The sequence below is a fragment of the Fulvimarina uroteuthidis genome, assembly GCF_034321785.1.
GTDB classification, from domain to species: Bacteria; Pseudomonadota; Alphaproteobacteria; order Rhizobiales; family Rhizobiaceae; genus Fulvimarina; species Fulvimarina uroteuthidis.
Map to the genome: position 1 here is coordinate 244,839 of NZ_JAXLPB010000002.1, position 24,742 is coordinate 269,580.

Annotated in this window: 21 protein-coding genes, 1 tRNA gene and 2 pseudogenes; 15 read left to right on the forward strand and 9 right to left on the reverse strand. The window is 62.4% G+C overall.

Going from position 1 to position 24,742, the window contains the following annotated elements; all coding sequences use genetic code 11:
• Nucleotides 1-46 precede the first annotated feature (46 nt).
• From U0C82_RS06150 to U0C82_RS06190, 9 genes are all read left to right on the forward strand, one after another.
• Nucleotides 47-895, forward strand: a complete 849-nt coding sequence (locus U0C82_RS06150) for a fumarylacetoacetate hydrolase family protein (RefSeq protein ID WP_322186202.1) — start codon at nucleotides 47-49, stop codon at nucleotides 893-895.
• Between the two features lie 75 nt (nucleotides 896-970).
• The gene (locus U0C82_RS06155) at nucleotides 971-2,047 is read left to right on the forward strand and encodes a LacI family DNA-binding transcriptional regulator (protein ID WP_322186203.1); all 1,077 of its coding nucleotides are present in this window, start codon (nucleotides 971-973) and stop codon (nucleotides 2,045-2,047) included.
• 169 nt (nucleotides 2,048-2,216) lie between these two features.
• Complete coding sequence (locus tag U0C82_RS06160; protein ID WP_322186204.1) at nucleotides 2,217-3,233, forward strand: Bug family tripartite tricarboxylate transporter substrate binding protein; 1,017 nt, start codon at nucleotides 2,217-2,219, stop codon at nucleotides 3,231-3,233.
• Nucleotides 3,234-3,303: 70 nt separating this feature from the next.
• Nucleotides 3,304-3,795 carry a tripartite tricarboxylate transporter TctB family protein gene (locus U0C82_RS06165; protein WP_322186205.1) on the forward strand — a complete coding sequence of 164 codons (492 nt, stop codon included), beginning with the start codon at nucleotides 3,304-3,306 and terminating at the stop codon, nucleotides 3,793-3,795.
• A 7-nt stretch (nucleotides 3,796-3,802) separates the two neighbouring features.
• A complete protein-coding gene (locus tag U0C82_RS06170) occupies nucleotides 3,803-5,326 on the forward strand; it encodes a tripartite tricarboxylate transporter permease (protein WP_322186206.1) in 1,524 nt (507 codons plus the stop codon).
• Nucleotides 5,323-6,159, forward strand: a complete 837-nt coding sequence (locus U0C82_RS06175; RefSeq protein WP_322186207.1) for a shikimate dehydrogenase family protein — start codon at nucleotides 5,323-5,325, stop codon at nucleotides 6,157-6,159. Before U0C82_RS06170 ends, U0C82_RS06175 begins: the two co-directional genes overlap by 4 nt.
• The gene (gene otnK, locus U0C82_RS06180) at nucleotides 6,156-7,409 is read left to right on the forward strand and encodes a 3-oxo-tetronate kinase (RefSeq protein ID WP_322186208.1); all 1,254 of its coding nucleotides are present in this window, start codon (nucleotides 6,156-6,158) and stop codon (nucleotides 7,407-7,409) included. Before U0C82_RS06175 ends, otnK begins: the two co-directional genes overlap by 4 nt.
• Nucleotides 7,406-8,056, forward strand: a complete 651-nt coding sequence (gene otnC, locus U0C82_RS06185) for a 3-oxo-tetronate 4-phosphate decarboxylase (RefSeq protein WP_322186209.1) — start codon at nucleotides 7,406-7,408, stop codon at nucleotides 8,054-8,056. The genes otnK and otnC overlap by 4 nt, the downstream gene beginning before the upstream one ends.
• On the forward strand, nucleotides 8,053-8,823 hold the full coding sequence (locus U0C82_RS06190; protein WP_322186210.1) for a hydroxypyruvate isomerase family protein: 771 nt from the start codon (nucleotides 8,053-8,055) through the stop codon (nucleotides 8,821-8,823). The genes otnC and U0C82_RS06190 overlap by 4 nt, the downstream gene beginning before the upstream one ends.
• A 190-nt stretch (nucleotides 8,824-9,013) precedes the next feature.
• Here the strand turns inward: U0C82_RS06190 and U0C82_RS06195 are convergent.
• The 6 genes and pseudogenes from U0C82_RS06195 to U0C82_RS06220 form a co-directional block, all read right to left on the reverse strand.
• A pseudogene (locus U0C82_RS06195) lies at nucleotides 9,014-9,799 on the reverse strand (IS5 family transposase); the annotation flags it as partial.
• 6 nt (nucleotides 9,800-9,805) lie between these two features.
• Nucleotides 9,806-10,156: pseudogene (locus U0C82_RS06200) on the reverse strand (IS3 family transposase); the annotation flags it as partial.
• 157 nt (nucleotides 10,157-10,313) lie between these two features.
• Nucleotides 10,314-11,291, reverse strand: a complete 978-nt coding sequence (locus U0C82_RS06205) for a sugar-binding transcriptional regulator (protein ID WP_322186211.1) — start codon at nucleotides 11,289-11,291, stop codon at nucleotides 10,314-10,316.
• A 38-nt stretch (nucleotides 11,292-11,329) separates the two neighbouring features.
• Nucleotides 11,330-12,793: an FGGY family carbohydrate kinase gene (locus U0C82_RS06210; RefSeq protein ID WP_322186212.1), complete on the reverse strand. Its 1,464-nt coding sequence runs from the start codon at nucleotides 12,791-12,793 to the stop codon at nucleotides 11,330-11,332.
• A gap of 3 nt (nucleotides 12,794-12,796) precedes the next feature.
• The gene (locus tag U0C82_RS06215; RefSeq protein ID WP_322186213.1) at nucleotides 12,797-13,750 is read right to left on the reverse strand and encodes a transketolase family protein; all 954 of its coding nucleotides are present in this window, start codon (nucleotides 13,748-13,750) and stop codon (nucleotides 12,797-12,799) included.
• 5 nt (nucleotides 13,751-13,755) lie between these two features.
• Nucleotides 13,756-14,565, reverse strand: coding sequence for a transketolase (locus U0C82_RS06220; protein ID WP_322186214.1), 810 nt, complete (start codon nucleotides 14,563-14,565; stop codon nucleotides 13,756-13,758).
• A gap of 207 nt (nucleotides 14,566-14,772) precedes the next feature.
• Between U0C82_RS06220 and U0C82_RS06225 the strand changes: the two genes are divergently transcribed.
• The 5 genes from U0C82_RS06225 to U0C82_RS06245 all read left to right on the forward strand — a co-directional run bounded on the left by U0C82_RS06225 (nucleotide 14,773) and on the right by U0C82_RS06245 (nucleotide 20,006).
• On the forward strand, nucleotides 14,773-15,741 hold the full coding sequence (locus U0C82_RS06225) for an ABC transporter permease (RefSeq protein WP_322186215.1): 969 nt from the start codon (nucleotides 14,773-14,775) through the stop codon (nucleotides 15,739-15,741).
• 114 nt (nucleotides 15,742-15,855) lie between these two features.
• Nucleotides 15,856-16,785, forward strand: a complete 930-nt coding sequence (locus tag U0C82_RS06230; RefSeq protein WP_322186216.1) for a substrate-binding domain-containing protein — start codon at nucleotides 15,856-15,858, stop codon at nucleotides 16,783-16,785.
• Nucleotides 16,786-16,859: 74 nt separating this feature from the next.
• Complete coding sequence (locus U0C82_RS06235) at nucleotides 16,860-18,350, forward strand: sugar ABC transporter ATP-binding protein (protein ID WP_322186217.1); 1,491 nt, start codon at nucleotides 16,860-16,862, stop codon at nucleotides 18,348-18,350.
• Between the two features lie 17 nt (nucleotides 18,351-18,367).
• The gene (locus tag U0C82_RS06240; protein ID WP_322186218.1) at nucleotides 18,368-19,150 is read left to right on the forward strand and encodes an SDR family NAD(P)-dependent oxidoreductase; all 783 of its coding nucleotides are present in this window, start codon (nucleotides 18,368-18,370) and stop codon (nucleotides 19,148-19,150) included.
• A gap of 64 nt (nucleotides 19,151-19,214) precedes the next feature.
• A complete protein-coding gene (locus tag U0C82_RS06245) occupies nucleotides 19,215-20,006 on the forward strand; it encodes an SDR family oxidoreductase (RefSeq protein ID WP_322186219.1) in 792 nt (263 codons plus the stop codon).
• A 1,054-nt stretch (nucleotides 20,007-21,060) separates the two neighbouring features.
• Here the strand turns inward: U0C82_RS06245 and U0C82_RS06250 are convergent.
• Together U0C82_RS06250 and U0C82_RS06255 are read right to left on the reverse strand one after the other, a co-directional pair.
• On the reverse strand, nucleotides 21,061-21,942 hold the full coding sequence (locus U0C82_RS06250; protein WP_322186220.1) for a DUF6538 domain-containing protein: 882 nt from the start codon (nucleotides 21,940-21,942) through the stop codon (nucleotides 21,061-21,063).
• Between the two features lie 142 nt (nucleotides 21,943-22,084).
• Nucleotides 22,085-22,158: transfer RNA gene (locus tag U0C82_RS06255), tRNA-Gln, on the reverse strand.
• A 161-nt stretch (nucleotides 22,159-22,319) separates the two neighbouring features.
• On the opposite strand from U0C82_RS06255, the gene U0C82_RS06260 reads away from it, so the two are divergent.
• Nucleotides 22,320-22,961 (forward strand): DNA-3-methyladenine glycosylase I, encoded by a 642-nt coding sequence (locus U0C82_RS06260; RefSeq protein WP_322186221.1) that lies wholly within the window; start codon nucleotides 22,320-22,322, stop codon nucleotides 22,959-22,961.
• Nucleotides 22,962-23,325: 364 nt separating this feature from the next.
• Here U0C82_RS06260 and U0C82_RS06265 read toward each other — a convergent pair whose 3' ends face one another.
• Entirely contained in the window at nucleotides 23,326-24,519 is a 1,194-nt protein-coding gene (locus U0C82_RS06265; RefSeq protein ID WP_322186222.1) for a PQQ-dependent sugar dehydrogenase, read from the reverse strand.
• Nucleotides 24,520-24,742 lie beyond the last annotated feature (223 nt).

Consider the following 24,742-nt stretch of genomic DNA (forward strand, 5'->3'; position numbering starts at 1 on the left):
CGTGCCTGCTGGTTCGAGCGACATACACAATAAGGAGATATATCCAATGAAGTTTGCACGCTATGGCGAAAAAGGCTTGGAAAAGCCGGCTCTCGTCGACGCCCACGGTCAGTTGCGCGATCTTTCGGCCCATTGCGAGGACGTGACCGGCGAAGCATTCGAGAGCGGTCTTTTCGAAAAGATCGCCGCACTTGATCCGGAGAGCCTGCCAGTGGTCAATGGCAGTGTGCGCATCGGTCCCTGCGTCGGAAAGATTGGCAACTTCATTGCGATTGGCCTCAACTATACCGATCATGCCGAGGAGACCAATGCACCGATTCCTACCGAGCCAATCCTCTTCAACAAGGCGAGATCCTGCGTCGTCGGCCCCTATGACGATGTCGTCCTGCCGCCAGGTTCGCAGGACGCCGATTGGGAGGTCGAACTTGCCTTCCTGATCGGACGTCGAACCTACCGGGTTTCCCAAGACAATGCGCTCCAGTCCGTCGCCGGTTATTTCGTCTGCAATGACGTTTCTGAACGCGACTATCAACTGAAGCGAGAAGGCCAGTGGATGAAAGGCAAGTGCTGCCCGACCTTCGGCCCCATCGGCCCTTGGCTGGTGACACCGGATGAGGTCGGCGATCCGCAGAATCTTAGTCTCTGGCTCGATCTCAACGACGAGCGGTTTCAAGACAGCCACACCTCAAAGATGATCTTCCCGATCGCCGAGATCGTTTCATATCTCAGCCACTTCATGATTCTGGAAGCCGGCGACATCGTCACGACTGGCACGCCTCCCGGAGTTGGCCTTGGCATGAAACCCGAGCGTTATTTGAAGGCTGGCGACGAAATGCGTCTTTCCGTCGAAGGCCTTGGCGAACAGAGACAGAAGGTTGTCGCCTTCTCGAACTAACTTTCGCTGCTATCGATCGGCGCCTGGAGTAGGTATGAGCAATGGGTGCCGATCGAAGCAGGAGGCAAATACTCGATGCCAGCAGGCGACCGCGAGTTAAAGGCGACCAAGAACCGATCTATAAAAACCGATGGCGAGAAGCCTCTTGGCGGCTTGCGCCAAGTGGCGGCAATTGCCGGCGTTTCGACGGCGACTGTTTCACGCGTCGTCAATCGACCTGAAACCGTCTCCGAAGCATTGCGCAAGCGTGTGGAGATGGTTGTCGACCAGCTCGGCTGGATTCCGAATGGGGCCGCGCGTGCGCTATCGTCGAACCGGACCGGGGCGATCGGCGCGATCTTTCCAGCGCTGGCACTGGGCGATTTTGCCCGTGCTATTGACGCCATGCAGGATGCGCTCGCCGAGCGAAACTTTCTTCTACTCCTCGCTCGCTCGCAATACGATGCCGATCTCGAATTCAACCTTGCGCGGAAGATGGTGGAACGCGGCGTTGACGGCCTCGTACTTGTCGGAAAAACGCGTACGGAAGGCTACGAACAGTTCCTTTCCAAGGCTGAGATCCCTTACGTCAATACCTTTGTCTACGACGATACGGCGAAGCGTCCTTGCATAGGTCCTGACAATGCTCAGGCAATGGAAAGTCTTGTCGACTACCTTGTATCGTTAGGTCACAAACGTTTTGGAATGATCGCCCAAACGACACGCAACAACGATCGAGCCGCCGCTAGGCGGGAGGGTGTTCGAACTGCTCTGGCGAGGCACGGCCTTGCCATTCCGCCCGAGAGCATTGTTGAAGGTCAGTGGAGCATTGAAGAAGGCCGCATGCTGTTTCGCCGCATCGTTAAAGCCGATCCCCTGCCCACAGCATTGATCTGCGGAAATTCTTTACTTGCGGTCGGAGCGGTTCTGGAAGCATCTGAGCTCGGGATAGAGATCCCAAAGAAGATGTCGATCGTTGGCTATGACGACATCGAGCTTATGGCGGAACTACCGGTCCCAATCACCACGGTGCGGGTTGCATCGGACGAAGTCGGACGCGTAGCCGCCCGCACCATTGCTGATCTCGTTGATCGAAAGCCCCACATTGCTGGCGAGCGCATTCCAAGCGAGATCATCATCAGAGCCTCGACTGGCAAGCCCCGAGAGGACTGAAACTCTCGCCGATCGAAAGCACGATTCATACGAGCAGCCTCTCGTTGTTCAAGCCGGCACTCAACGAGAAGGTTTTGATTGGATGCTTGACTCGAGATCACTCTCAATTCATTTATGTAACCGGTTACAGTTGGTAGCTGTCTTTTTTCTGGATGAGGAGGTCCGAAAAATGTCGAAGAAATCAACCTTTCTAGCGACGGTCGCCGTCGCAGCCCTCAGCGCTTGGCAACCGGTTACAGCCCAAGAGACATGGCAGCCGACTGAGCCGATCCAGATCATCGTTCCATGGTCTGCTGGCGGCGCGACCGATGCGGTCATGCGGGTTTTGGCCGGCGAAGTATCCGAAGCCCTCGAGGTCCCGGTGGTTGTCGTCAATCAAACCGGTGCGCGCGGTACAGTCGGAACAAAGAGTGTTATGGACGCTCCCCATGATGGCCTGACATGGGCTTCAGGTGGCGTCCAGGATCTTGGAACTTATAAGGTTCAGGGGCTCTTGGACACCAGCATCGAGGACTGGGAAATTTTCCTCGTCATGCGGAATGCGCCCGTGCTCAGTGTCGGGATGGAGACCCCCTTCGAGACGCCACAGGATGTTGCGAACTACATGAACGAGAACGCCAGCGGCCTTACCGTCGGCACGTCCGGTATTCCCTCCACTGCCTATTCGGCAATGCAAGCCTTTCAGAACACCGTCGGCGGCGAGTTTCGTGCCGTTGCATACGAAGGCGATGCACCAACGATGGTCGCCGTCGTCTCCGGCGAAGTTCAGGCCACGACCCAGTCCGGCCCAGGCCAGGCAGCGATGATCCGCGGCGGGCGCGTGAAACCTCTCGCAGTGCTTGCTGATACAAGTCTCGAGATTGAGGGCGTTGAACCTATTCCCCCAATCACCGAAAGTTTTCCGGAGTTCTCCGCGCCAGGCGTCACCATTCAGGCCGGCATCTTCGTTCCGGCAGATGCACCCGACGAAGTGATCGCGCGCCTTACCGAGGTATGGGAGAACGAGATCGTCAACTCCGAGGCCCTGAAGAATTACGCTTCGGAAAACGGCTCAATCTTTACGCCGGTTTACGGCGAAGAAGCGATGCAGATGGCAAAGGAGGCGGTCGCAGAAACCGCTTGGCGGATGCATGAGGACGGCACTGCGACCGTCTCTCCTGACGAGGTGGGCATTCCGCGCCCTTAAAAGCCAGCCATCTAGCGAATGAAATTGAGCCCTCGTCCTGACATTTCGGGCGAGGGCCTTGGGAGGCTGCATGCATAGCGATGGATACAAGACGGCTGATCTATGGTCAGGTCTCTTCTGGATCGTTTTGGGCGGCGCGATAATCGCCAACACGGCGTCAATGCCGATCCCCTACAACCTCGGTGCGACGTTCCTTACCGGACCTGGATTCGTTCCGGGTGTTCTTGGTGCGGGTCTTATGCTGCTCGGTGTGATCCTTTCCCTTCGCTCACGTAAAGCGAATGCAAAGAACCCGGAGGATTCCGAACAGAGACTTTCCACTTGGCGCCCATTCGCCGCGCTCGTCCTCATGTTCGTCTACGCGTCCTTCCTTGCGTTTCGGCAGCCTTTCCTGCCCGCAACGATCGTGTTCGTCGCTCTGTTCGTAATAGTTTTTAATTGGCAGGACCGGGACACGGCAGCACGTCTCAAACTTCTCGTTGGCGCTTCGGTGCTGGGCATCGCCACCGGTTTCGTTGTTGAATTTATCTTCGAGACTTTGTTCTACGTCCGTCTCCCCTGAGGTCGCGATGTTTGATTTTCTTCCCTTACTGTTGAATGCATTCAGCGAGCTTTTCGACTTCCAGTCGCTAGGCCTCGCTGCGATCGCCTGTTTTGGAGGGCTCGTCATCGGTGCCCTACCAGGCCTGACGGCTACGATGGGTCTGGCGCTACTCACCACGATGACCATCCGCATGGATGCAAACGATGCGATTCTTGTTCTCATCTGCACCTATGTTCTCGCAATTTACGGCGGCAGCCGCAGCGCGATCCTTCTAAACATCCCCGGCACTCCTTCCTCGGCTGCGACCGCTCTTGACGGCTATGCTCTCGCCCAGCAAGGCCGAGCCGGCGAAGCTATGGGCATGGCAACCGTAGGATCGGCCGCTGGCACACTTCTAGGTCTCGTTCTTCTCGCAGTGATCACGCCGCCGCTTGGCGAGTTCGCACTCTCTTTCGGGGCCTATGAATTCGCTTGGCTGGCTTTCGCAGGTGTGATGCTCTCCGGCGGTCTTAGCGGGACCGATCCAGTTAAAGGCTGGATCGCAGGTATTCTCGGGCTTCTCGTTGCGATGGTTGGCCGTGAGTCGTCCTACGGCTACGAGCGCTTCACTTTTGGGATCACGGAAATGTCCGGCGGGATCGAGCTTTTGCCCGCCATGGTCGGCGCTTTCGGGTTCGCAGAGGTTCTCTATGTCATGCGCCGCAAGGCCAATGCCTCTATTAATGACAGTTCCGGCCGCATTCTGCCGCGACTGTCGGAGTTCCTGGCGATGCGATGGGTTATCGTTCGCTCAAGTCTTTTAGGCACGTTCACAGGGCTCTTGCCTGGCGTAGGCGAGGACATCGGTGCCTGGACCTCCTATGCGCTCGCCAAACGCACCAGCAAACACCCCGAACTCTACGGGAAGGGTTCGGTCGAAGGGCTGACGGCCGCCGAAACCGGCAACAATGCCTCTGTACCAGGCGCAATTATTCCTGTCTTGACGCTCGGAATTCCAGGATCCGGTGTCGCGGCGGTCTTGATGGCGGCACTGATCATTCACGGTGCGCAGCCCGGGCCACTCATGATGACGACCTCGCCCCAGCTCGTCTACGACATTATCGCGATGCTTGTTATCGCTACCTTCGGTATTCTTATCCTTGGCCTCGGCCTCACCCGTGTGATGATCCTGATCCTGCGAGTGAAGGAGACATGGCTAATGCCGGTAATCGCCGTCCTTTGTCTGATCGGTCCCTACGCTATCCAGTCACGCGTCTTCGACATCTGGGTTGTCGTATTCTTCGGTGTCTTTGGCTTCTTCCTGCGGCTGAAGAACTATCCAATGGCCCCCCTCGTGCTCGGCATCGTTCTCGGTGGCATCCTCGACCGGAACCTCAGACGTGCGTTCACGCTCGCCGACGGCGACTTCACGCCGTTCTTCACGCGACCAATCTCCGCCGTCCTAGCAACAATCGTTTTTTTAATGGTCCTTGGCCAGATCCCGCCAGTTCGCCGTTTCTTCTCGCGCCAGTACTCTCGTCTGGCGGGCAAGGCGGAAACCAAAGCATGAGAACCGAGATGCCATTCATTACCGGAACCACACGCTTCATAGCCATGCTCGGGGATCCAGTGAAACAGGTGAAGACGCCGGCAGCCTTCAACGCGTTCGCGGCCGAGGCAGGCCTCGACATAATCACGCTTCCCATAAACGTTCAGGCTGAAACGCTGGCAAAAACCCTCGAAGCGCTTCGTGGGTTTCAAAACTGCGCCGGTGCCATCGTTACTTATCCTCATAAGGCTGCGGCACTCCAAGCCGTCCAAACCTCGGACGAGATTGCCCGTCTGGTAGGCGCCTGTAACGTCATCCGGCGTGATAACGACGGACAACTTCATGGCGGCATGACCGATGGACGCGGCTTCGTTGCCGCCTTGCGCTCCAACGGTGTCGATCCACGCGGCCGGGACATTCGCCTGATCGGCATCGGAGGCGCGGGCTCTGCGATCGCGGCGGCTCTTGCAGAAGCGGGTGTAAAGCGGATCGTCGTTCATGATCTTGACGACCGGCGCACCGCAGCGCTCGCGCAGAAGTTTCGTAAAATATATCCTGATACGTCGATCGCTGCTTCTGACTTTTCCGATTTCGATCCCCTTGTCGTCGTCAACGCGACCCCTGTGGGCATGAATGGTGATCCGAACTTCCCTTACCCGCTCGACGGCCTAACGCCGGATTGTCTCATCGCCGATATCGTGCCGACACCTGTCGTCACAGCTTGGCTCGAGAAGGCCCGATCGCTCGGCCATCAGATCCAGACCGGCCCAGAAATGGTGGCAAACCAGCTTGGTGCCGTGGTGAGACATATCCTCCCGGAACTAACGGCTGATCAAATGAGGAGATTTCAGTGAAACTCGGCTGCATCGGAGATGATTTCACCGGTTCTTCGGACCTGGCCAACATGCTCGCCAAAGAGGGCATGCGGGTCACGCAGTTCACCGGCGTGCCGCAGGAGGATGCGGACGACGACGTCGATGCGGGTGTCGTTGCGCTCAAGTCCCGCACCACCGCGCCGGAAGATGCCGTGAGGCTTTCGCTTCAGGCGCTCCAATGGCTTCAGCGGCAGGGCTGCACTCAGTTCTTCTTCAAATATTGCTCGACCTTCGACTCCACGAAGGAAGGCAATATCGGCCCCGTGATCGACGCGTTAATGAAGGCGTTGCACGCGGAGACGACCATCGTTTGCCCCTCCTTTCCCGCAACCGGCCGCAGTGTCTATCAGGGCCACCTGTTCGTCGGCGACAGGCTGCTGTCGGAATCGGGCATGGAGGATCATCCGCTGACCCCGATGGTGGATGCGGACATCCGGCGGTGGCTCGGCTATCAGACCAGCCAGGGCGTCGGCCACGTTCCGGCCGTCACCGTGTTCGATGGACACGAGGCGATCGCCGCGAAACTGGTATCCGAGACGCGGGCGGGGCGACCGGTCATCGTCGTCGATGCCATCCGCGATGCCGATCTTCGCCAGATCGGCGCGGCTGCGAAGGATCTGAAGCTCGTAACAGGCGGCTCGGGCGTCGCGCTCGGTCTGCCCGCCAATATCCTTAGGCGCGACGAGATCAGCGACGTCGCGGCCGAATGGCAGGGGCTTCCAGGCCCGGCGGCGATCCTTGCAGGGTCCGCCTCGAAGATGACGCAGGCCCAAGTGAGGCGTTACGCCAAGGACAATCCGTCGATGGAGATCACGGCGGAGGCGGTGATGAACGGCGGGGCGACACCGGATCAGGCCGCACGGTTCGCCCTTGAAGCCGCCGGAACCGCGCTTCTCTATTCGTCCGCCAACCCAGAAACCGTCAAATCGGCGCAGAAGCGCTATGGCCGCGAGACGATTGCAGCCCGGATCGAGGATTTCTTCGCGCAGACCGCTCGCCTGCTTGTCGACGGCGGCATCGAACGGCTGGTCACGGCGGGCGGCGAAACGTCGGGCGCCGTGGTCGAGGGGCTTGGGCTGTCGGCCCTGCGGATCGGCCCCGAAATCGCGCCGGGCGTTCCGGCTCTCAAGACAGCGGACCGCAATCTCGTCCTTGCCCTTAAATCCGGCAATTTCGGTGACGAGGCCTTCTTCGAAAAGGCGCTCGCGCTTCTGGACGGCAAGAGATGAGCACGATCAACACGCTGCGGGAAGACATCTGCCGCTTCGCCGGCTCGCTTCATGCCCGCGGGCTCACCCACGGGTCGACAGGCAACATTTCGGCGCGAACACCCGATGGCGGGCTTCTGGTGACCCCCACCGGATCGTCCTTCATGACGCTCGATCCCGCCCGCCTCAGCCATTTCGACGCCGACATGACGCTGATCGACGGAGAAAAGCCGACGAAGGAAATGCCCCTCCATCGGGCCTTCTACGACACGCGATCATCGGCCGGTGCCATCGTGCATCTTCATTCGGCCCATTCGGTCGCCCTGTCGATGATGCCGGATGCCGACGAAGACGACTTCCTGCCGCCGCTCACGCCCTATCCCATCATGAAGCTCGGACGGGTCAAGCTCCTGCCCTACTTCCTGCCTGGGGACGCTGCGATCGGAGAGGCCATTCGCGGTCTGGCCGGCAAGCGGTCGGCGGTGATGCTGGCCAATCACGGTCCTGTCGTCGCCGGAAAGGATCTGGAGTCGGCCGTCTACGCCATCGAGGAGCTCGAAGCCTCCGCGCAGCTCGCCATGTTGACCCGGGACCTGAAGCCTCGCCATCTGACGGACGAGCAGGTCACCGAGCTCGTCGAAACCTTCGATGTGGAGTGGGACCGATGACGCTTCTTTCGGCCAATCTCGGCTTTCTGTGGAAGGACTGGCCCCTTCCCGACGCGATCCGTGCGGCAAAGGCTGCGGGCTTCGACGCCGTCGAGTGTCACTGGCCTTACGACACACCTGCCGAAGCCGTGAAGGCCGCTCTCGAGGAAACCGGCTTTAAGATGCTCGGGCTCAACACGGTGAAGGGGTCCCGCGAGGGCGATGCCGGGCTTGCCGCACAGCCGGGACGTGAGGACGAAGCCCGGGCTGCGATTGATCAGGCGTTCGCCTATGGTCGTGCGATTGACGCCGGCGCCGTTCATGTCATGGCCGGCACGGCCCGCGGCCAGGACGAGACCGCCTGCATGGCCGCGTTCGCCGCAAATCTCGCCTATGCCTGCGATCGGGCGCGAGAGGCCGGCGTGACCGTGCTGATCGAACCGCTCAATCCCTACGACAATCCCGATTATCTTCTCATCGGCTTCGACAAGGCTCTCGGCATGCTCGACAGGGTCGCCCGCGACGAGCTGAAGATCATGTTCGACTGCTACCATCTGCAGATCACAGACGGCGATCTCCTCCGCCGGTTTCGCCGCCACGCGGACGTGGTCGGACACGTGCAGTTTGCCGGCGTCCCCGATCGCAGCGAGCCCGACCGCGGCGAGGTCGCCTACGAGCGGCTGCTTCCGACGATCGCGGATGCGGGCTTCGAGAGGCCTTTCGGCGCCGAGTACAAACCGTCGGGCGACACCAACGACACGCTCGGCTGGATGAAAACACTACGGTGAAAGGCCGAGCGCGGTGCAACCTTATGAAATATGAGATAAAGTACATTAGCATACATAGAATGAGACGTGGACACCTCCGGAAACGGGGTGATTTTCATTTCGTAGACGGATTGGGTGTCGTGCTGATCCGATCGGCTCCATTCGGACGCTGATTTCGGACCGAACGGCGTGATTTACCGCCGTTATCGGCTCATACGGACGCAGTTCGGCTGTCGAGCCATTGCCATCGGTTCATGTTGTAGGCCATGTTGGCGAGCGTGATCGTCGCCTTCGCCCTGGCGATGCCGATCGTTCGGACCACCATGCCCATCGGCCCCTTCTGGCGGGCGAAGACATGCTCGACGCATGATCGAACGGTCGACTTCGCCGCGTTCGCCTTGCGGGTCGCGACCGGCATGGGTTTGCCTTTCGGTTTGCGCCGGTGAATGCGGCTGGTCTTGCCCGCTTTGCCCAGAAAGCGTTCGTTCTCGGCCGAGCGATACGCGCTGTCTGCCCAGACGTCGGACGCAGTGTTGTCCGGATCGATCAGGCCCTCTCGCAGACGTGCGCCGTCATGGGCCGCAGCGTCGGTGACGAGAGACTTGCGGATGACGCCATGCCGGCGGTCGATCGAGATGTGGTTCTTGTAGCCGAAGGTCGGGATCGCGATGTCGACCTGCTGCTTCTGGCCGTCTTCTGCGGGTTTGGCTTTCGAGAACTTCACCGTCCAGCGGGCATCGATGTCCTTTTGCCTGGCCTTGAACGGCTTGTCCTTCCAGATCTCTTTCGCGCTCTCGCCGGCCTTGATCCGGGCCTTCTCATCCCCGGTATTCCTCTGGCGAGGAGCGGCGACGAGCGTGGCGTCGACGATCTGGCCGGACATCGGCAGATAGCCCGCTTCGCCGATCGCCCGATCAAGGCGCAAGAACAGGGCATCGAGCGCGTCGGCGGCGATCAGAGCCTCACGGAAATCCCACAGCGTGTTGGCGTCCGGGACGCTGGCGTCGCTGACCCACAGGGCGTTCGGCCGCGGTGCCTGGAACTGACGGTTCACCCGGTCGAGTGGACAGGACGAGGCTTTGTCGCTGATCGTCGTCCTGACCGGCTTGCCACGGACGAGGCCTTTCAACCCCATGGCTTTCATCAGCCGAGCGACGGTGCAGCGCGCGACGCCGACGCCTTCGCGCTTCAACTGGCGCCAGACCTTGCGCACCCCATAGACGCCGAAGCTCGCCTCGAAGACGCGGCGGATCTCGGCGCAGAGGTCGCCATCGCAGCGTTCGCGGGCGGGCCTTCGAGACGCATCTCGCTAACGGGCGGCATGGTCACGATACGTCGATGGGGCGATCGGCAGAGTGAGCCTTGTCGCGCCATTGGTCCGAGCGACAATGGCGAACGGCAGATCGGCTCGACTCCGCATCGTCGGCATGCATCGCGAGCTGGATCTGCGCGAAGACGGCAAGGCCGGCTACTGAGCTGACCTTACCCCCGCAAGGCGAACCGCCTTGCTCTTACGCCGCCCCCTCTGCTACGTCGCAATCGCCAACCAGCCGCTGCGCCGTGAACTTGTCAGTGATCAGAAAGTCGATGACGCCGGTGTGGAGCGCGCCGCGAATGGCTTCGGTTTTGGCTTGTCCCCCGGCCAGCGCGATCACGCGCTCGACCTTCGAGAGTTCTTCGAGCGTGATCCCGATCACACGGTCATCGAGGGGCGTGCGGATAGGCGCGCCTGCGGCGTCGAAGAAGCGCAGGCTCATATCGCCGACGCCGCCGGCCTCCTGAACCTCCGCAAGTTCGCGCGACGAGAACACGTTGCCACTGCGGGCGAGCATGCTTGAGGGCTCCAGTGCACCGATCCCGACGATGGCGAGCGTGATCTTGCCGAAGAGATCCGTCGTCGCGCGCACGTAAGGGTCGCCGAGCAGGACGAGCTTTGCCTCGCGCGAGGGTGCGACGCCCGGCGCGCTTAGATGGTGGGATTCGGCGCCGGTGAGCTTGGCGAGCCGCGTCGTTAGCTGGTTGGCATGGGTCTGAACGCTCGGATCGCCGACGCCGCCCAGGGTCTGGACGATGTAGCGCGCTTTGCCTGTCTTCATCGGATGGATGTTTTCGACCATGCGCAGAATGGTTTCCGACCAGCTCGATACGCCGATGATCTCGTCGGCCTGTAGCGTTGCCTCCAGAAAATGTGCCGCCGCCTCTCCGATCCGCACCATGATGGCGCCGTCGCGATCCTCCGCGCAGTCGACGACGATCGCTTCGGTGAGGTCGTAGCGCGTGCGCAGCGCCGTTGCGAGATCGGAGTAGATGCCTGGCGGCGCGACGACGCTCGTACGCACGATCTCCTCTTCATATGCGCGCTTGAGCATACGCGAGACGGTGGCCTGGGAGATTCGCAGATGCTGGGCGATATGGGCCTGGCGATATCCCTCAATATGGTACATCTGCGCAATTCTCGAGATCATCCGCAGTTCGTTCAGTCGCGACATTCGACGCTTCGGCCCGAGTTCGTGTGAATAAATATTCACTACACGATTGCGATCGCTCCCGCAACAGCCTTGCGCCAACGTTGGACCCTGGCTTCGCGAACGGTCGGAGCCATGGCCGGAACAAGGTCCGGATCGTGACGGGGAAGCGAGGAGATCGCGTCGAGATCGGCCCAGAAGCCGGTGGAGAGACCCGCCAGATAGGCGGCGCCGAGAGCCGAAGCCTCGCTGTTGCGGCAGGGCGTGACCGGATGGTTGAGAATATCGGCCACGATCTGCATCAGCTCGCGGTTTCGGCTGGGGCCGCCATCGACGAACAACCGGCCGAAGCTCTCGCTTGCCGGCTCCATGATGTCGAGGACGTCGAGAACCTGATAACCCATGCTCTCGGCCGCTGCCCTGGCGATATGGGCCGGCTTCGTACCGAAGGACAGGCCGCTGACGAGACCGCGCACCTCCGAGTTCCAGTGGGGTGCCCCGAGCCCCACATGACCCGGCACCAGCGTCACGCCGCCGGCGTCGCCCACCTCGGCCGCGCGCTCCATAAGCGCCTCCACACTTCCAAAACCGAGCAGCTCCGCCGTCCAGGGCAGGATCGAGGCGCTGACGAGAATATTGCCTTCCAGCGCGAAGGTTGACGTGCCGCCCATCGACCATGCGATGGTCGTCGTCACGCCCTGTGGGGGCACGACGAATTCGCCGATGGTCGCCATCACCGAGGAGCCGGTGCCGAAGGTCACCTTCCCATCGCCGATGCGATAGGCGCCGTGGCCGAACAGGGCGGCATGAGAATCGCCGATGGCCGATGCGATGGGAAGGCCGTCCGGCAGCATCGGCGTGCCCCGGGTGGTGCCGAACAGCCCCGAGGAATCGCGTATCTCCGGCAGCATATGCACATCGATGCCGAACAGGGCGCACAGATCGGCGTCCCACGCGGCGGCGGAAAGGTTCAGAAGCTGAGTGCGGGCGGCGTTGGATCGGTCGGTGGCGTGTACCGTCCCGCCGGACAGGTTCCAGACGAGCCAGCTGTCGATCGTACCGACGCAGATGTCGCCGTTCGCCCCGCCGTGATTGTCGAGCAGCCAGCGGATCTTGGTCGGCGGGAACATGGGGTCCAGCGGCAGGCCGGTGCGCGCGATGACCTCCGGCTCGTGCCCGGCCTCGCGAAGCGCGGCGCAGGCGGCGGAGGTGCGCCGGCACTGCCAGGAGACGACAGGCCCAAGAGGGCTGCCCGTTCGCCGATCCCAAATCAAAACCGATTCCCGCTGGCTTGAGATGCCAATGCCGGCGATCTCGATGCCCTGCGCCCCGGCAAGGCAGGCGGCGATCGCCCCACAGGTCGCGGCCCAGATCTCCTCGCCGCTCTGCTCGACCCAGCCTGATTTCGGATGGGCAATCGGCACGGGTGCCGAGCCGCTGGCGAGGATCTCCCCATTCTCCGAGACGAGGATAGCCTTGCAATTGGTGGTGCCCTCGTCGATTGCGAGGATCGCCTGCCGCGCCATGGGCTACCGCTTCCGCCGAACGAGGTCGGCGGCGCTGTCGGCGATCGCCTCCGGTGCCATGCCGAAATCGTCGAGCAACGCATTGGCAGAAGCCGTATGGGCGAAGACGCCGGGAACGCCGAGACGCTTCATGGGAACGGGCTGCGTCTCGACCACGACCTCGGCCACGGCGCTGCCGAGCCCGCCGAAGATCGTATGCTCCTCGCAGGTCAGGATCGCGCCCGTCTCGACGGCGGCGGCGATGATCGCAGCCTCGTCGATGGGTCGCACGCTCGCCATGTTGAGAACGCGCGCGCGAATGCCGCGCTCGTCGAGAAGCGAGGCGGCGATCATGGCGCGGTGCGACAGGACGCCGTTGGCGATGATCGTCAGATCGTGGCCGTCGCGCAGCATGTTCGCCTTGCCGAGCTCGAAGACGTGTCCCTCAGGCAGAAGGTCCGGTACGCCGACACGGCTGAGGCGCAGGAAACAGCCGCCGTCATGCTCCGCCGCCCAGCGGATCGCGGCGGCCGTCTCGATCCGGTCGGCGGGCGCCACGACCGGCACGTTGGGCAGGGCGCGGATCCAGGCGAAGTCCTCGATGGAATGGTGCGTGGGCCCGAGCTCGCCATAGGCCATGCCGGAGCTGATGCCGACGAGCTTCACATTCGTCATGGAATAGGCGATGTCGGCCTTGATCTGCTCCAGCGCGCGCCCGGTCAGGAAGGGGGACGCGGCGCACACGAAGGGGATCTTGCCGCCATTGGCAAGGCCTGCGCCGACGCCGACCATGTTCTGCTCGGCGATGCCGACATTGATCAGGCGTTCGGGGAATTTCTCCTTGAAACCACCGAGCTTCGACGAGCCCACCGAATCGTTACACACGGCGACGATGTCCGAATTGGATGCGGCAAGCTCCTCAAGGACGCTTGTAAAGGCATTGCGGCAGTCGTGGCGTTCTGCGTTCTGAAAAAGCATGGGTGTCACGCGGCCCCTTCGAGTTCAGCCATTGCTTGCTTGTATTGGTCTTCGTTCGGGACCTTGTGATGCCAGGCCACATTGTCCGTCATGAAGGAGATGCCTTGGCCCTTATTGGTGTTGGCGACGACGCATTTCGGCCTGCCGGCGGTGATCGTCTCGGGTGACAGGGCCTTGCAGATCTGTTCGATGTCGTGGCCGTCGATGTCGTCCACCGCCCAGCCGAACGCCTCAAGCTTGGGGGCAAGGGGCGCAAGATCGTTGGTTTCGGCCAGACGCGCGCCCTGTTGCAGGCGGTTATGGTCGATGATCAGCGTCAGATTGTCGAGGCCGAACTGGGCCGCGGCCATGATCGCCTCCCAGTTCGAGCCCTCCTGCATCTCGCCGTCGCCGACGATTACGAAGGTGCGCCAGGATGCGCCGTCCAGCTTGGCCGCCTTGGCCATGCCCACGCCCACCGGCAGGCCATGACCCAGCGGTCCGGTATTGGTCTCGACGCCCGGAACCTTGACGCGGTTCGGGTGGCCGTTGAGCCGCGAGCCGTGCTTGAGGAAGGTCGCGATCTCCTCTTTTGGGAGGAACCCCTTCTCGGACAGGGTGATGTAGAGCGCGAGGGCGGTGTGGCCCTTGCTGAGAACGAGCCGGTCGCGATGCGGGTCGGCGGGATCGATCGACATGGTGTGGAAATACAGGACAGTGAGCAGGTCGATCACGGACATCTCGCCGCCGATATGCCCAGCCCCTGCCTCGAAGACAGCCTGAAGGTCGCGCCGCCTTATGCGGTTTGCGATTGCGCTCAATTCATGGGGGGGCATTCCGGTCCTCCGTCCCTATGTTGAATATATATTCTGACAAAACTAATCATGCACACCGCGGACCGTCAAGTTGAATTCTTGCCGTAGCCTACCGAGAAGGTCGGGCTGATGTCGTTCGTTCCAGTTGACAAGCCTGCCTCCGACAAGTACGGATTTTAAATTACACATGCATAATTATGCTGCGGAATATCGGGAGGTGGCCGTAACATGACGACCGCGACAGCGCGCAACCAGACGCGCATTTCAGATCTGTTTTCCATGAGCGGCGCGACGGGCCCGCTCATCGGCCTCGTCCTTCTCTGCGTATTCCTTTCCTTCGCCGCCGATTCGTTCCTGACGACGCGGAATCTCCTCAACATCATGGACCAGGTCACTGTCCTCGGCATCATGGCCGTCGGCATGACTTTCGTGATCCTCATCGGCGGTATCGACCTTGCCGTCGGCTCGGTGCTTGCTCTCTCGATGATGGTCATGGGCTATCTGTCGAACATGGCGGGCATGCCGCTGGAGCTCGCCATCGCGCTCGCGCTTCTGGCGGCGGCCGCGACCGGGGCGGTGTCCGGCCTGCTGATCACATGGTTCAGTGTCCCGGCCTTCATCGCGACGCTCGCGATGATGTCAATCGCGCGTGGCCTTGCGAACATGATCACCGACGGCCAGCAGATCGTCGGCTTTCCGGCCTGGTTCAGCATGCTCGCCTTCACCCGGTATGGCGGATTCCTGACCCTGACCGTCGCGATCATGCTGATCGTCTTCGCCCTGGGGTGGATCTTCCTGCGCTATACGGCGAGCGGGCGCAGCCTTTATGCCATCGGCGGCAATCCCGAGGTCGCACGCCTCGCCGGTATCCGCGTCGGCCTGACGACCATCGGTGTCTATGTGGTCTCGGCCCTTCTTGCCGGTCTGGGCGGGATCGTGCTTGCCATGCGTCTCGATTCCGTTCAGCCGACTGCCGGTTTCACCTACGAACTCGATACCATCGCAGCGGTGGTGATCGGCGGCACCAGCCTGTCGGGAGGACAGGGCGGCATCGTCGGGACGATCATCGGCGTCCTCATCATCGGCGTCCTGCGCAACGGCCTGAACCTGCTTGGGGTCTCGCCCTTCACCCAGGCCGTCGTCATCGGCGTCGTCATCGCGCTCGCGGTCGCCGCCGAGGCGTTCAAAAAGCGCTGAACGGATCGGCGGGCGGCGTCAATGCCGTCCGCAGCGGGGCGCCCGGCCGCGTTTTCCGGGCATCGGCTGGCCGTGCACCCCCTCGCATGGCCGAACATTCATGAGGAGACTGACATGACATTCAAATCGACCCTCATTGCTGCGACCGCTCTCGCAGCCTTCGCCTTCGGCGGCGCGCAGGCCGAAGAGGTCAAGCGCATCGGGCTTGCCGTCACCAATCTTCAGGCCGACTATTTCAACCAGATCAAGATCGGCGTCGAAAACTACGCCAAGGAGAAGGGCATCGAGGTCATCACGGTCGATGCCAAGAACGACGGCGCAACCCAGGTGAGCCAGGTGCAGGATCTCCTGACCCAGGACATCGACGCGCTGATCTACCTGCCGGCGGGCGCCGCGGCCGCGACCGTTCCGGCCCGCCTCGCCAAGCAGCAGGGCATTCCGGTGGTCAATGTCGACCGCAATGCCGAGGGCGAGCCGGGCGACACCTTCATCGCCACCGACAATGCCGCTTCGGCCTATGAGGTGTGCAAGCACATCATCGGTCTTGCCGGCGGCAAGGGGAAGATGATCATGATCCACGGCCAGAAGGGCACGACCCCCGAAGTGGAGCGCACCAAGGGCTGCATGAAGGCCATTGAGGAAAATCCGGGCGTCGAGCTTGTTGCCGAACAGTGGTCCCAGCAATGGTCTCAGGCCGAGGGCCTCGACATCAGCCAGAACCTTCTGCAGGCCAATCCCGATGTGAACATCATCTTCGGTCAGGCCGACGGTCTGGCCCTCGGCGCCGCTCAGGGCGTGAAGGTGTCGGGAATCGACCACCGCGTCTATATCGGCGGTTTCGACGGCGACACGACCGCCCTGCCGATCCTCGCCGAGGGCGGCTATGACGCGACGGCGACCCAGCAGGTCCGCGGCATCGGCCGTCTTGCCGTCGACAGCGCGATCAAGCTGGCAGCCGGCGAGGAACTACCGGCGGAACAGCTCCTGCCGGGCTTCCTGACGACGCCCGAGAATGCCCAGGAATACGTCGAGAATCATCCCTGATTTCTTCAGATATCGGTTCCGGAGCCCGCATTGCGGGCCCCGGAACCGTCCAAAGGGAGGAGGAAGCATCGGCCATGACCACCAATGCAACGCCCATTCTGACGCTTCGCGGCATTCGCAAATCCTACGGACCGATCGAGGTTCTCCACGGTATCGATCTCGATATTCACGCCGGAGAGGTCGTGGCGCTGCTGGGTGAGAACGGCGCGGGAAAGTCGACCCTCTCCAACGTCATTTCCGGCACGGTCCGCCCGTCCGCGGGTGTCATGACTTGGCAGGGCAAGACCTACGCGCCGAGCGCGCCGCGAGAGGCCATAGACGCGGGTGTCGGCATGATCCACCAGGAGCTTCTGCTCCTGCCACACCTCTCCATCGCCGAGAACATCTTTCTCGGCCGATACCCGAAGAAGGGCGGTCGCATCGATCGCCGGACAATGGCGGACGAGGCCGCCAAAGGGCTTGCGCGCCTTGGTCTCGATGTCTCGCCGAACCGCCTCGTCGCAGGGCTTTCCACGGCCAACCAACAGCTCATCGAGATCGCGAAGGCGCTGACTCTCAATGCCAAACTCCTGATCCTCGATGAACCGACCGCAGCGCTTGGCGGCGAAGAGACCCTGAAACTGTTCGAACAGATCACGCGCCTGCGCGAGCAGGGCGTCGGGATCATCTACATCTCGCACCGGCTGGAGGAGATCCGCCGGATCACCGATCGCATCGTCGTCATGCGAGACGGCGACAAGGTGCAGGAATTCGACCGGGCGGACGTGCCGGTTCGCTCGATCGTGGAGGCCATGGTCGGGCGCAGTCTGGAGCGGATGTTCCCGGCTTTGCCGGTGCCAGGGGAGGAGACCGTCCTCGAGATCAGGAATCTCAAATCGGGCCTCGGCCATTTCGAGGGCATCAATTTCAAGGTGCGCAAGGGAGAGATCCTGGGCATTGCAGGTCTCGTCGGTGCCGGCAGGACCGAACTCGTGCGCGCCATCGCGGGCGCCGATCCGATTGCGGCCGGACAGGTGCTTCTGAACGGCCGCGACATCACTCCCAAGGACCCGCGCACCGCGATCCGCAATGGCATCGTCCTCGTTCCAGAGGACCGTAAACAGCAGGGGCTCATCACCGGTCATTCCATCGCCGAGAACATCGGCTACGCAAACCTGTCGAGCTTGATCCGCAACGGGTTCGTCACGCGCGGGCGCATCAATCGCTTCGCCGAGGAGAACATCGAGAAGTTCGGCGTGAAGGGACGCGGCGGCCAGAACGCCAGCGAGTTGTCGGGCGGGAACCAGCAGAAGGTCGTCATCGCGAAATGGCTCGCGCGAAATCCGAAGGTGGTCGTCCTCGACGAGCCCACCCGCGGCATCGATGTGGGCGCACGTTCCTCGATCTACGAGATCATCGTCGCCCTGGCTGCGGAGGGTGTCGCGGTCATCGTCGTCAGCTCCGATCTCGAGGAGGTTCTGGGCGTATCGAACCGGATCATGGTCATGGCGGCGGGCCGGCAGGCGGGAATCCTTGACCGCGAGGCAGCCAACGACGTTTCGGTCATGGAACTTGCGACCGCCTGATGGGAAAGGAGAGCCCAATGAAGCGCTTCGAAGGACGAACCGTCGTCGTGACCGGTGGCAATAAGGGGATCGGGTTTGCGATCGCCCATCGTTTCGCGAGCGAAGGGGCCAATCTCGTGATCGCCTCGATCGAGGCGCAGGTCGAGGACGCCGCGGCGTCGCTTCGAGAGACCGGCGCGGCCGCCATCGGGGTCGTCTGCGACGTCGCCGACGCGCAGTCGGTCACCGCGCTCTACGAGAAGACCGAGCGGGAGTTCGGTCCGCCGGACATTTCGGTCCAGAACGCCGGGATCATCACGATCGCCAAGGTCGAAGATCTCGGCGAACGCGAGTGGGATGCCACCATGGCGGTCAACACGAAGGGCACGTTCCTGTGCTGCCGCGAGGCGATTGGCTGGATGCGCAAGGCCGGGCGCGGCGGGCGCCTCGTCAACATCGCCTCCGGGCAGGCGCGCGAGGGCTTCATCTACACGCCGCACTATGCGGCCTCGAAATTCGGGGTGATGGGCCTGACGCAGAGCCTCGCCAAGGAAGTGGCGGAAGACCGCATCACGGTGAACGCCGTCTGCCCCGGCATCATCGAGACGGATATGTGGGACTATAACGACCGCGTCTGGGGCGAGATGCTCGGTGACTACGCTCCCGGCGAACTTATGGCGAGCTGGGTGCGGAACATTCCGATGAAGCGCGCCGGCAAGGGCAAGGACGTCGCGGCCCTGATCGCCTTTCTCGCCAGCGAAGACGCCGATTACATCACCGGACAGGCGATCAACGTAGATGGCGGGCTGATCATGTCCTGATCCTCGGCCATACGGATCTCCACCCCATCTCGTCATCGATTACCGACAACACCGGACCCTTCCCATGCCCGAAATCACCTTGAATGCCCCGGCCCTCTTCGATCTCTCGGGTCGCGTCGCCCTCGTCACTGGAGCCGGCAGCGGCATTGGCCAGCGCATCGCCATGGGCCTTGCCCAGAGCGGCGCCGACGTGGCGCTGATCGACCGGCGCACGGATGGTGGCCTTGCCGAGACGGCGAACTTCATTGCCGGAACCGGCCGCAGATCGGTCGAGATCGCAGCGGACGTCACGTCGCAGACGGCGCTGAGCGATGCCGTGCAGCGCGCGGAAGCCGAACTCGGGTCGCTGCGTCTTGCCGTCAACGCCGCCGGAATCGCCAATGCGGCGCCTTGCGAGGAAATGGACGAGGCGCAGTATCAGACCCTCATGGACATCAACATGAAGGGGGTCTGGCTGTCCTGCCGCGCCGAAGCGCGCGCCATGCTCGCCCACGGCAAGGGCGGTTCGATCGTCAACATCGCGTCCATGTCCGGCGTAATCGTCAACCGGGGCCTCAACCAGGTCCACTACAACGCCTCCAAGGCCGGCGTCATCCATATGTCGAAGTCGATGGCCATGGAATGGGTCGATCGCGGCATCCGCGTGAATTCCATCAGCCCGGGCTACACCGCGACGCCAATGAACACGCGGCCCGAAATGGTGCACCAGACCAAAGAGTTCGAGAGCCAGACTCCCATGCAGCGCATGGCAAGCGTCGACGAGATGGTCGGACCCGCGATCTTCCTCCTGTCCGACGCCGCGTCCTATTGCACAGGCGTCGATCTTCTCGTCGACGGCGGCTTCTGCTGCTGGTGAAACGGGCCCAGATGTTCAGTCCCGGACCGCAGTAGCAGTCTCAACGACGGAGCAAATCCAGGCCAGTGTGGCGGAGTAAAGCCAGGCCAAGGGGCCGAGAGGGCACGATGTCGGGCGAACTGAGAAACTGACCCCCTGACGAAGCGAAGAATTGGCCCCCTCTCGACACCGAGAGGAGAACGCCATGACGATCGAGAATACGAGCATGTCCGACGCACTCCATGTCCGCTTCGACAACTGCTACCTGAGTGGGAAGACTGCATAGCCTGCGGATGGTCGACGGGTCGAGCGGGAAACTGCGCCGTCGCAAGCGAGCCCGGCGTTAACCACGTTAGCAAGTTTGCTCGTATCGACGCCTTGCGATCGGTGGTTGAGGGCGGCAGGTCATCAGGCAGGCAGCGGACCAACGGGTCATCCGCCGCCCTTGAAGCAAACGGCCCCCGTCGGTGTTACAGCACCGGACGAGGGCCTGACCCAGAACCTAAGTGAGAGGTCCCAGGCTATGACGAGCCATATCCGCTTCGTCCCTTCGTTGAAAGTTTTAACGAACACGCACATCGGTCTCTTCCGAATCGCGCGCGCTTGCGCCGTTTCGTTCGCCTGATCGATCCGATCGGCCCGAACGGCTGTTCGACGGAGACCGCCTTTTCCGGCGTGCTTCGTCTAGTTCGCCTTTCCACATTTCACTGAGACGACCAGCACCGTTCGCTGACGGTAGGGCTCGCGACCTGCGAGATCTCACCGCACGATCGGGCGTGACGTACATACTGTCCTATCCGCTTTCGGAACGGTCCGCCGTTCGAATGTTGGTCTGGGCGGGATGCATGGCGTCGGTCGTCCCTCATCGAAGGGATATCCCCCATGAACCCATCCACGCTCCGCGCCTCGCGGCGTCGGCCGCCGCAAACATCTTCCGCACGGTGTACGGAGAACGTCCGCGCTCTCGACGTCCCTGCCGACACCAGCGAAGTCGAACCCTGTCTCGATCAGTCCGTGCGTTGGGACGCCCCCCGATCGCAAGGATACCGTCGCATCTGAGGATATCGCATCCGGTTCACACCGTTCGAACAGGGCGTCGGCACCTGCGGACCTGCCGCGCTCCTATCCCTGCCGCCTCGATCCCGACGCCATCGCAGCCGACCTTGAGCCGTTCGTCGAGAAGGCAGTCGCTCAGGTCGCTGCCGCCGTACCGAGCCCGGACGCGATCCTCGGTCGCTACATCGCGGTCGCGGCCCTCATCCGCTCGGTCTCGTTCCATGAGGGCAAGCTGCTTGAGGACGCGATGATCGCGATCGGAGCGGCGAACCCCGATCTCGTCGTCCTCGGCAGCAGCGTCCGGCTTCCGGTAACGGCGGCCGCCCTTGAAGCGGTTGCGCATAACAGATCGGGGGCGCTCGTCGGATTGTCCTTCGATGCCGACGCGAAGGCGAAGTCGACCTATACGCCGGACCTCGTCACCGTGAACCGGCGCTATCGTTCCGCCCTCGTCATCGACGTGAAGCGCTCGCTCGCCTCCTATCTCGACACTCACCGTCTGAGCGAAATTAGAACCCGCATGCTGGCGGCCTCCCTGACGGTACGCCCAACCGACCTCGAGATCGGCCTCCATCTCGCGGACATCGTCCGTTGTCCCTGCGCGCCGCGCGGCGAATGCGATGTCCTCGAGATAGGTGTTCATGCGCTCGATCTCGGCGCGGAAGATCTGTTCGAGCTGATCCTTCGTCGTCATGGCGGCAGTCGGTCTCACGGTCAGGTCGGCAAGGAGCGTGTTCAGACGCTGCGCCATGTAGATCGCCTTGCGATGATCGGACAACCGCAGGGAGAAGGACAAGCGCGCCTGCCGAGGCATGCGCCTGAAGCGCACGGGCACGCGAGCACGCCAACAAAACGTGTGCCCACGCCGTTCGAGAGTGGGAATGTCATGCCGCCGAGCCACCGACCGGGTTCCTTCGTCCGAGAGCCCGGACGGACGACAATGGCCATCACCTCTGGACTACAGGTTTGGCCCAAGTGCGAGAACGATAAGCTGACGGATTCTCAATCAAGAGAGAAAAAGATTACAATGATTTGGAGAGTGCTGGCTGGGGAACCTGGATTCGAACCAGGACTAACGGAGTCAGAGTCCGTGGGTCTACCGTTAACCTATTCCCCAATGGCCCGTTGTCGGGCAGGGTCGATATATCGGTTCGGCGCAGGATTGGAAACCCTTTGTCGGGAAAAAAATCGACATGCCGGTTCCGGCGGCCGATGCGCCGGGTGTCGCGGCGCGCTTTCGCGCTGGCCTTTGCGAGGCGGTCGCCTATCCTTCGGGTCATGGACGACCACGCGGACACAGGCCTGCTCGAAGGCGCGGAGGATGGGCTTTGCCGCTGCCGGTGGGCGGGGCAGGATCCGCTCTACCGGCAATATCACGACAAGGAGTGGGGGCGCCCCGTGGGATGCGACCGGCGGCTTTTCGAGAAGCTTTGCCTCGAAGGCTTTCAGGCCGGCCTGTCCTGGATCACGATCCTGAGGAAGCGCGACGCGTTTCGCGAGGTCTTTCACGGGTTCGAGATCGAACGGGTCGCGGCGATGGGCGAAAGCGATGTGGACCGGCTTGTCGCCGATGCCCGGATCATCCGCCATCGCGGCAAGATCGAAGCCGTGATCGGCAATGCCAAGGCGACGGCGGCGGTGATCGAGGCGGAGGGCTCGCTGGCCTCGTTCCTGTGGGCGCACGAGCCTGCGGCCACCGAACGGCCAGACCAGGTGACGCCCGAATGGATACGCGCCAACCCCGTCACGCCCGCCTCCCGGCGGCTGTCGGCGGCGCTTCGCAAGGCCGGCTTCCGCTTCGTCGGACCCACGACATGCTATGCCTTCATGCAGTCCATGGGCTTCGTCAACGATCATTATCCCCGATGCCATGTGCGCGAGGCCTGCGAACGGGACCGTGCGGCGTTCGTGCGTCCCTAGAACAGCGGCCCGAAAATCGGGATCGATTGTCGGAAAGCCCGATGTTCGAACGCCAACGGATAGCGGGCGCATCCCGCGTCCGACCAAACGCCGATGCTCGAAGGTTCGCTCGCAGTGCCTTCGTCGCCGCTTCCGGATCGGCGCAAATCGTGTCGCAAAAGGACCGGAACGACCGGCTCCATCCGCCGGCCTCGAAGACCGGATCGCGGGGACGGACGGCGGCGGTCCGGCGCCCCCGACCCCATGCCATACGGACGGGGCAGCGGTACGGGCGCGTGCGAGCCCTTTTAAAAAGGCACCGGCGGGGTCATGGTCGACCTCCCCGGCGCTTGCAGCCGGCGAGGCCCTGTCGTTCGAGCCCGCGTCAGCTCGCTTCGTCTGCCGGCGTCAGCTTGATCAACCGGCCGCCATTGCCGTCCTCGAGCACCCAGATCGCGCCGTCCGGGCCCTGTTCGACCTCGCGAACGCGCTTGTCCCACGAGAAGCGCTCCGCTTCGCTGGCGGACTCGCCCTCGATGTCGACATGGACCAGCGCACGGCCCGAGAGCGCGCCGAGAAACGCGTCGCCCTGCCAGTCGGCGAAGGTCTCGCCGTCATAGATGATCAACCCGGCCGGCGAAATCGATGGCACCCAGGAGACCTTGGGAGCGGCGAAGCCGTCTTCCGACGGGTCGTGATCGGGGATCGAAACGCCGGAATAGTTGACGCCGTTCGAGGCTTCCGGCCAGCCATAGTTTGATCCGGGCGTGACGAGGTTCAACTCGTCGCCGCCGCGCGGCCCCATCTCGGTTTCCCACAATCGGTTCTCGCCGTCGAAGGCGATGCCCAGCAGATTGCGGTTGCCGACCGTCCAGAACTGCTTGGCAAGGTCGCCCTGGTCCTGAAACGGGTTGTCTGCGGGGACCGAGCCGTCGAGGTTGAGACGGACGATCTTGCCGAGGTTCTTGTCCATGTCCTGGGCGGGCGTCTGCTTCTGGCGATCGCCCGAGGTGATGAACATGAAGCCTTCCTGATCGGACCCTTCCGGCCCGAACGCGATGCGGTGCGAATAGTGCCCGTTGCCGGGAACGTGTGGCTCCTGCTCCCAGATCTTGGTGACGTCCGTCAGCTTCGGCGTGCCTCCGGAGGTGTCGAGCACGGCCCGTGCGACAGCGGCACCGAACGTCGCCCCGTCGTCGAGGCTTTCGGCATAAGAGAGGTAGATGGCGTTCGACTGCTCGAAGTCGGGGCTGACCACCACGTCTCCGAAGCCGCCCTGCCCCCCATAGGCGACGTCGAACATGCCCTCGACGGCGGTCTTGGTGCCGTCCGGCGAGACGTGCTGCAGCGTGCCGGCCTTTTCCGTCACCAGCATCGATCCGTCCGGCAGGAACGTCATGGCCCAGGGTTCTTCGAAGTCGGCCAGCGGGGTCGCGGTCAGTGCGGTGCCCTCGCTGCCGTCGATCGAAAAGCTTTCCTGCGCAAGCGCCGGAGAGGCCAGGAGCACGCCGGAGGCGAGAAGGGAACCGAGGGCGGAAAGGCGGCGCGTGCGCGAGCGGGTCGAGGCGGTCTGGATCATGCTTCGTCTCCTGTCGGATTGAGGTCGCGTTTCCTTCCAGATAGGGACGCTGGACACGAATATCCGCCTTTACGAAGATTTTGCCGCAGGTCCGCAACCCGGGCGAGGTGCCCCGGGGCGTTGCCGACTCGAAGGGGACAGGGATGTTTCCCGATTCGTTCGCTCCTTCCACTTGCAGAACACAATAAGAACAGATACCGTTGTTCAGGTTTTGTTTTGGAGG

What these genes read in the sequence shown, in the direction of transcription:
- U0C82_RS06150 (WP_322186202.1), top strand. Translation starts at nt 47, where the DNA reads ATGAAGTTTGCACGCTATGGCGAAAAAGGCTTGGAAAAGCCGGCTCTC.
- U0C82_RS06155 (WP_322186203.1), top strand. Translation starts at nt 971, where the DNA reads ATGCCAGCAGGCGACCGCGAGTTAAAGGCGACCAAGAACCGATCTATA.
- U0C82_RS06160 (WP_322186204.1), top strand. Translation starts at nt 2,217, where the DNA reads ATGTCGAAGAAATCAACCTTTCTAGCGACGGTCGCCGTCGCAGCCCTC.
- U0C82_RS06165 (WP_322186205.1), top strand. Translation starts at nt 3,304, where the DNA reads ATGCATAGCGATGGATACAAGACGGCTGATCTATGGTCAGGTCTCTTC.
- U0C82_RS06170 (WP_322186206.1), top strand. Translation starts at nt 3,803, where the DNA reads ATGTTTGATTTTCTTCCCTTACTGTTGAATGCATTCAGCGAGCTTTTC.
- U0C82_RS06175 (WP_322186207.1), top strand. Translation starts at nt 5,323, where the DNA reads ATGAGAACCGAGATGCCATTCATTACCGGAACCACACGCTTCATAGCC.
- otnC (WP_322186209.1), top strand. Translation starts at nt 7,406, where the DNA reads ATGAGCACGATCAACACGCTGCGGGAAGACATCTGCCGCTTCGCCGGC.
- U0C82_RS06190 (WP_322186210.1), top strand. Translation starts at nt 8,053, where the DNA reads ATGACGCTTCTTTCGGCCAATCTCGGCTTTCTGTGGAAGGACTGGCCC.
- U0C82_RS06205 (WP_322186211.1), bottom strand. Translation starts at nt 11,291, where the DNA reads ATGTCGCGACTGAACGAACTGCGGATGATCTCGAGAATTGCGCAGATG.
- U0C82_RS06210 (WP_322186212.1), bottom strand. Translation starts at nt 12,793, where the DNA reads ATGGCGCGGCAGGCGATCCTCGCAATCGACGAGGGCACCACCAATTGC.
- U0C82_RS06215 (WP_322186213.1), bottom strand. Translation starts at nt 13,750, where the DNA reads ATGCTTTTTCAGAACGCAGAACGCCACGACTGCCGCAATGCCTTTACA.
- U0C82_RS06220 (WP_322186214.1), bottom strand. Translation starts at nt 14,565, where the DNA reads ATGCCCCCCCATGAATTGAGCGCAATCGCAAACCGCATAAGGCGGCGC.
- U0C82_RS06225 (WP_322186215.1), top strand. Translation starts at nt 14,773, where the DNA reads ATGACGACCGCGACAGCGCGCAACCAGACGCGCATTTCAGATCTGTTT.
- U0C82_RS06230 (WP_322186216.1), top strand. Translation starts at nt 15,856, where the DNA reads ATGACATTCAAATCGACCCTCATTGCTGCGACCGCTCTCGCAGCCTTC.
- U0C82_RS06235 (WP_322186217.1), top strand. Translation starts at nt 16,860, where the DNA reads ATGACCACCAATGCAACGCCCATTCTGACGCTTCGCGGCATTCGCAAA.
- U0C82_RS06240 (WP_322186218.1), top strand. Translation starts at nt 18,368, where the DNA reads ATGAAGCGCTTCGAAGGACGAACCGTCGTCGTGACCGGTGGCAATAAG.
- U0C82_RS06245 (WP_322186219.1), top strand. Translation starts at nt 19,215, where the DNA reads ATGCCCGAAATCACCTTGAATGCCCCGGCCCTCTTCGATCTCTCGGGT.
- U0C82_RS06260 (WP_322186221.1), top strand. Translation starts at nt 22,320, where the DNA reads ATGGACGACCACGCGGACACAGGCCTGCTCGAAGGCGCGGAGGATGGG.
- U0C82_RS06265 (WP_322186222.1), bottom strand. Translation starts at nt 24,519, where the DNA reads ATGATCCAGACCGCCTCGACCCGCTCGCGCACGCGCCGCCTTTCCGCC.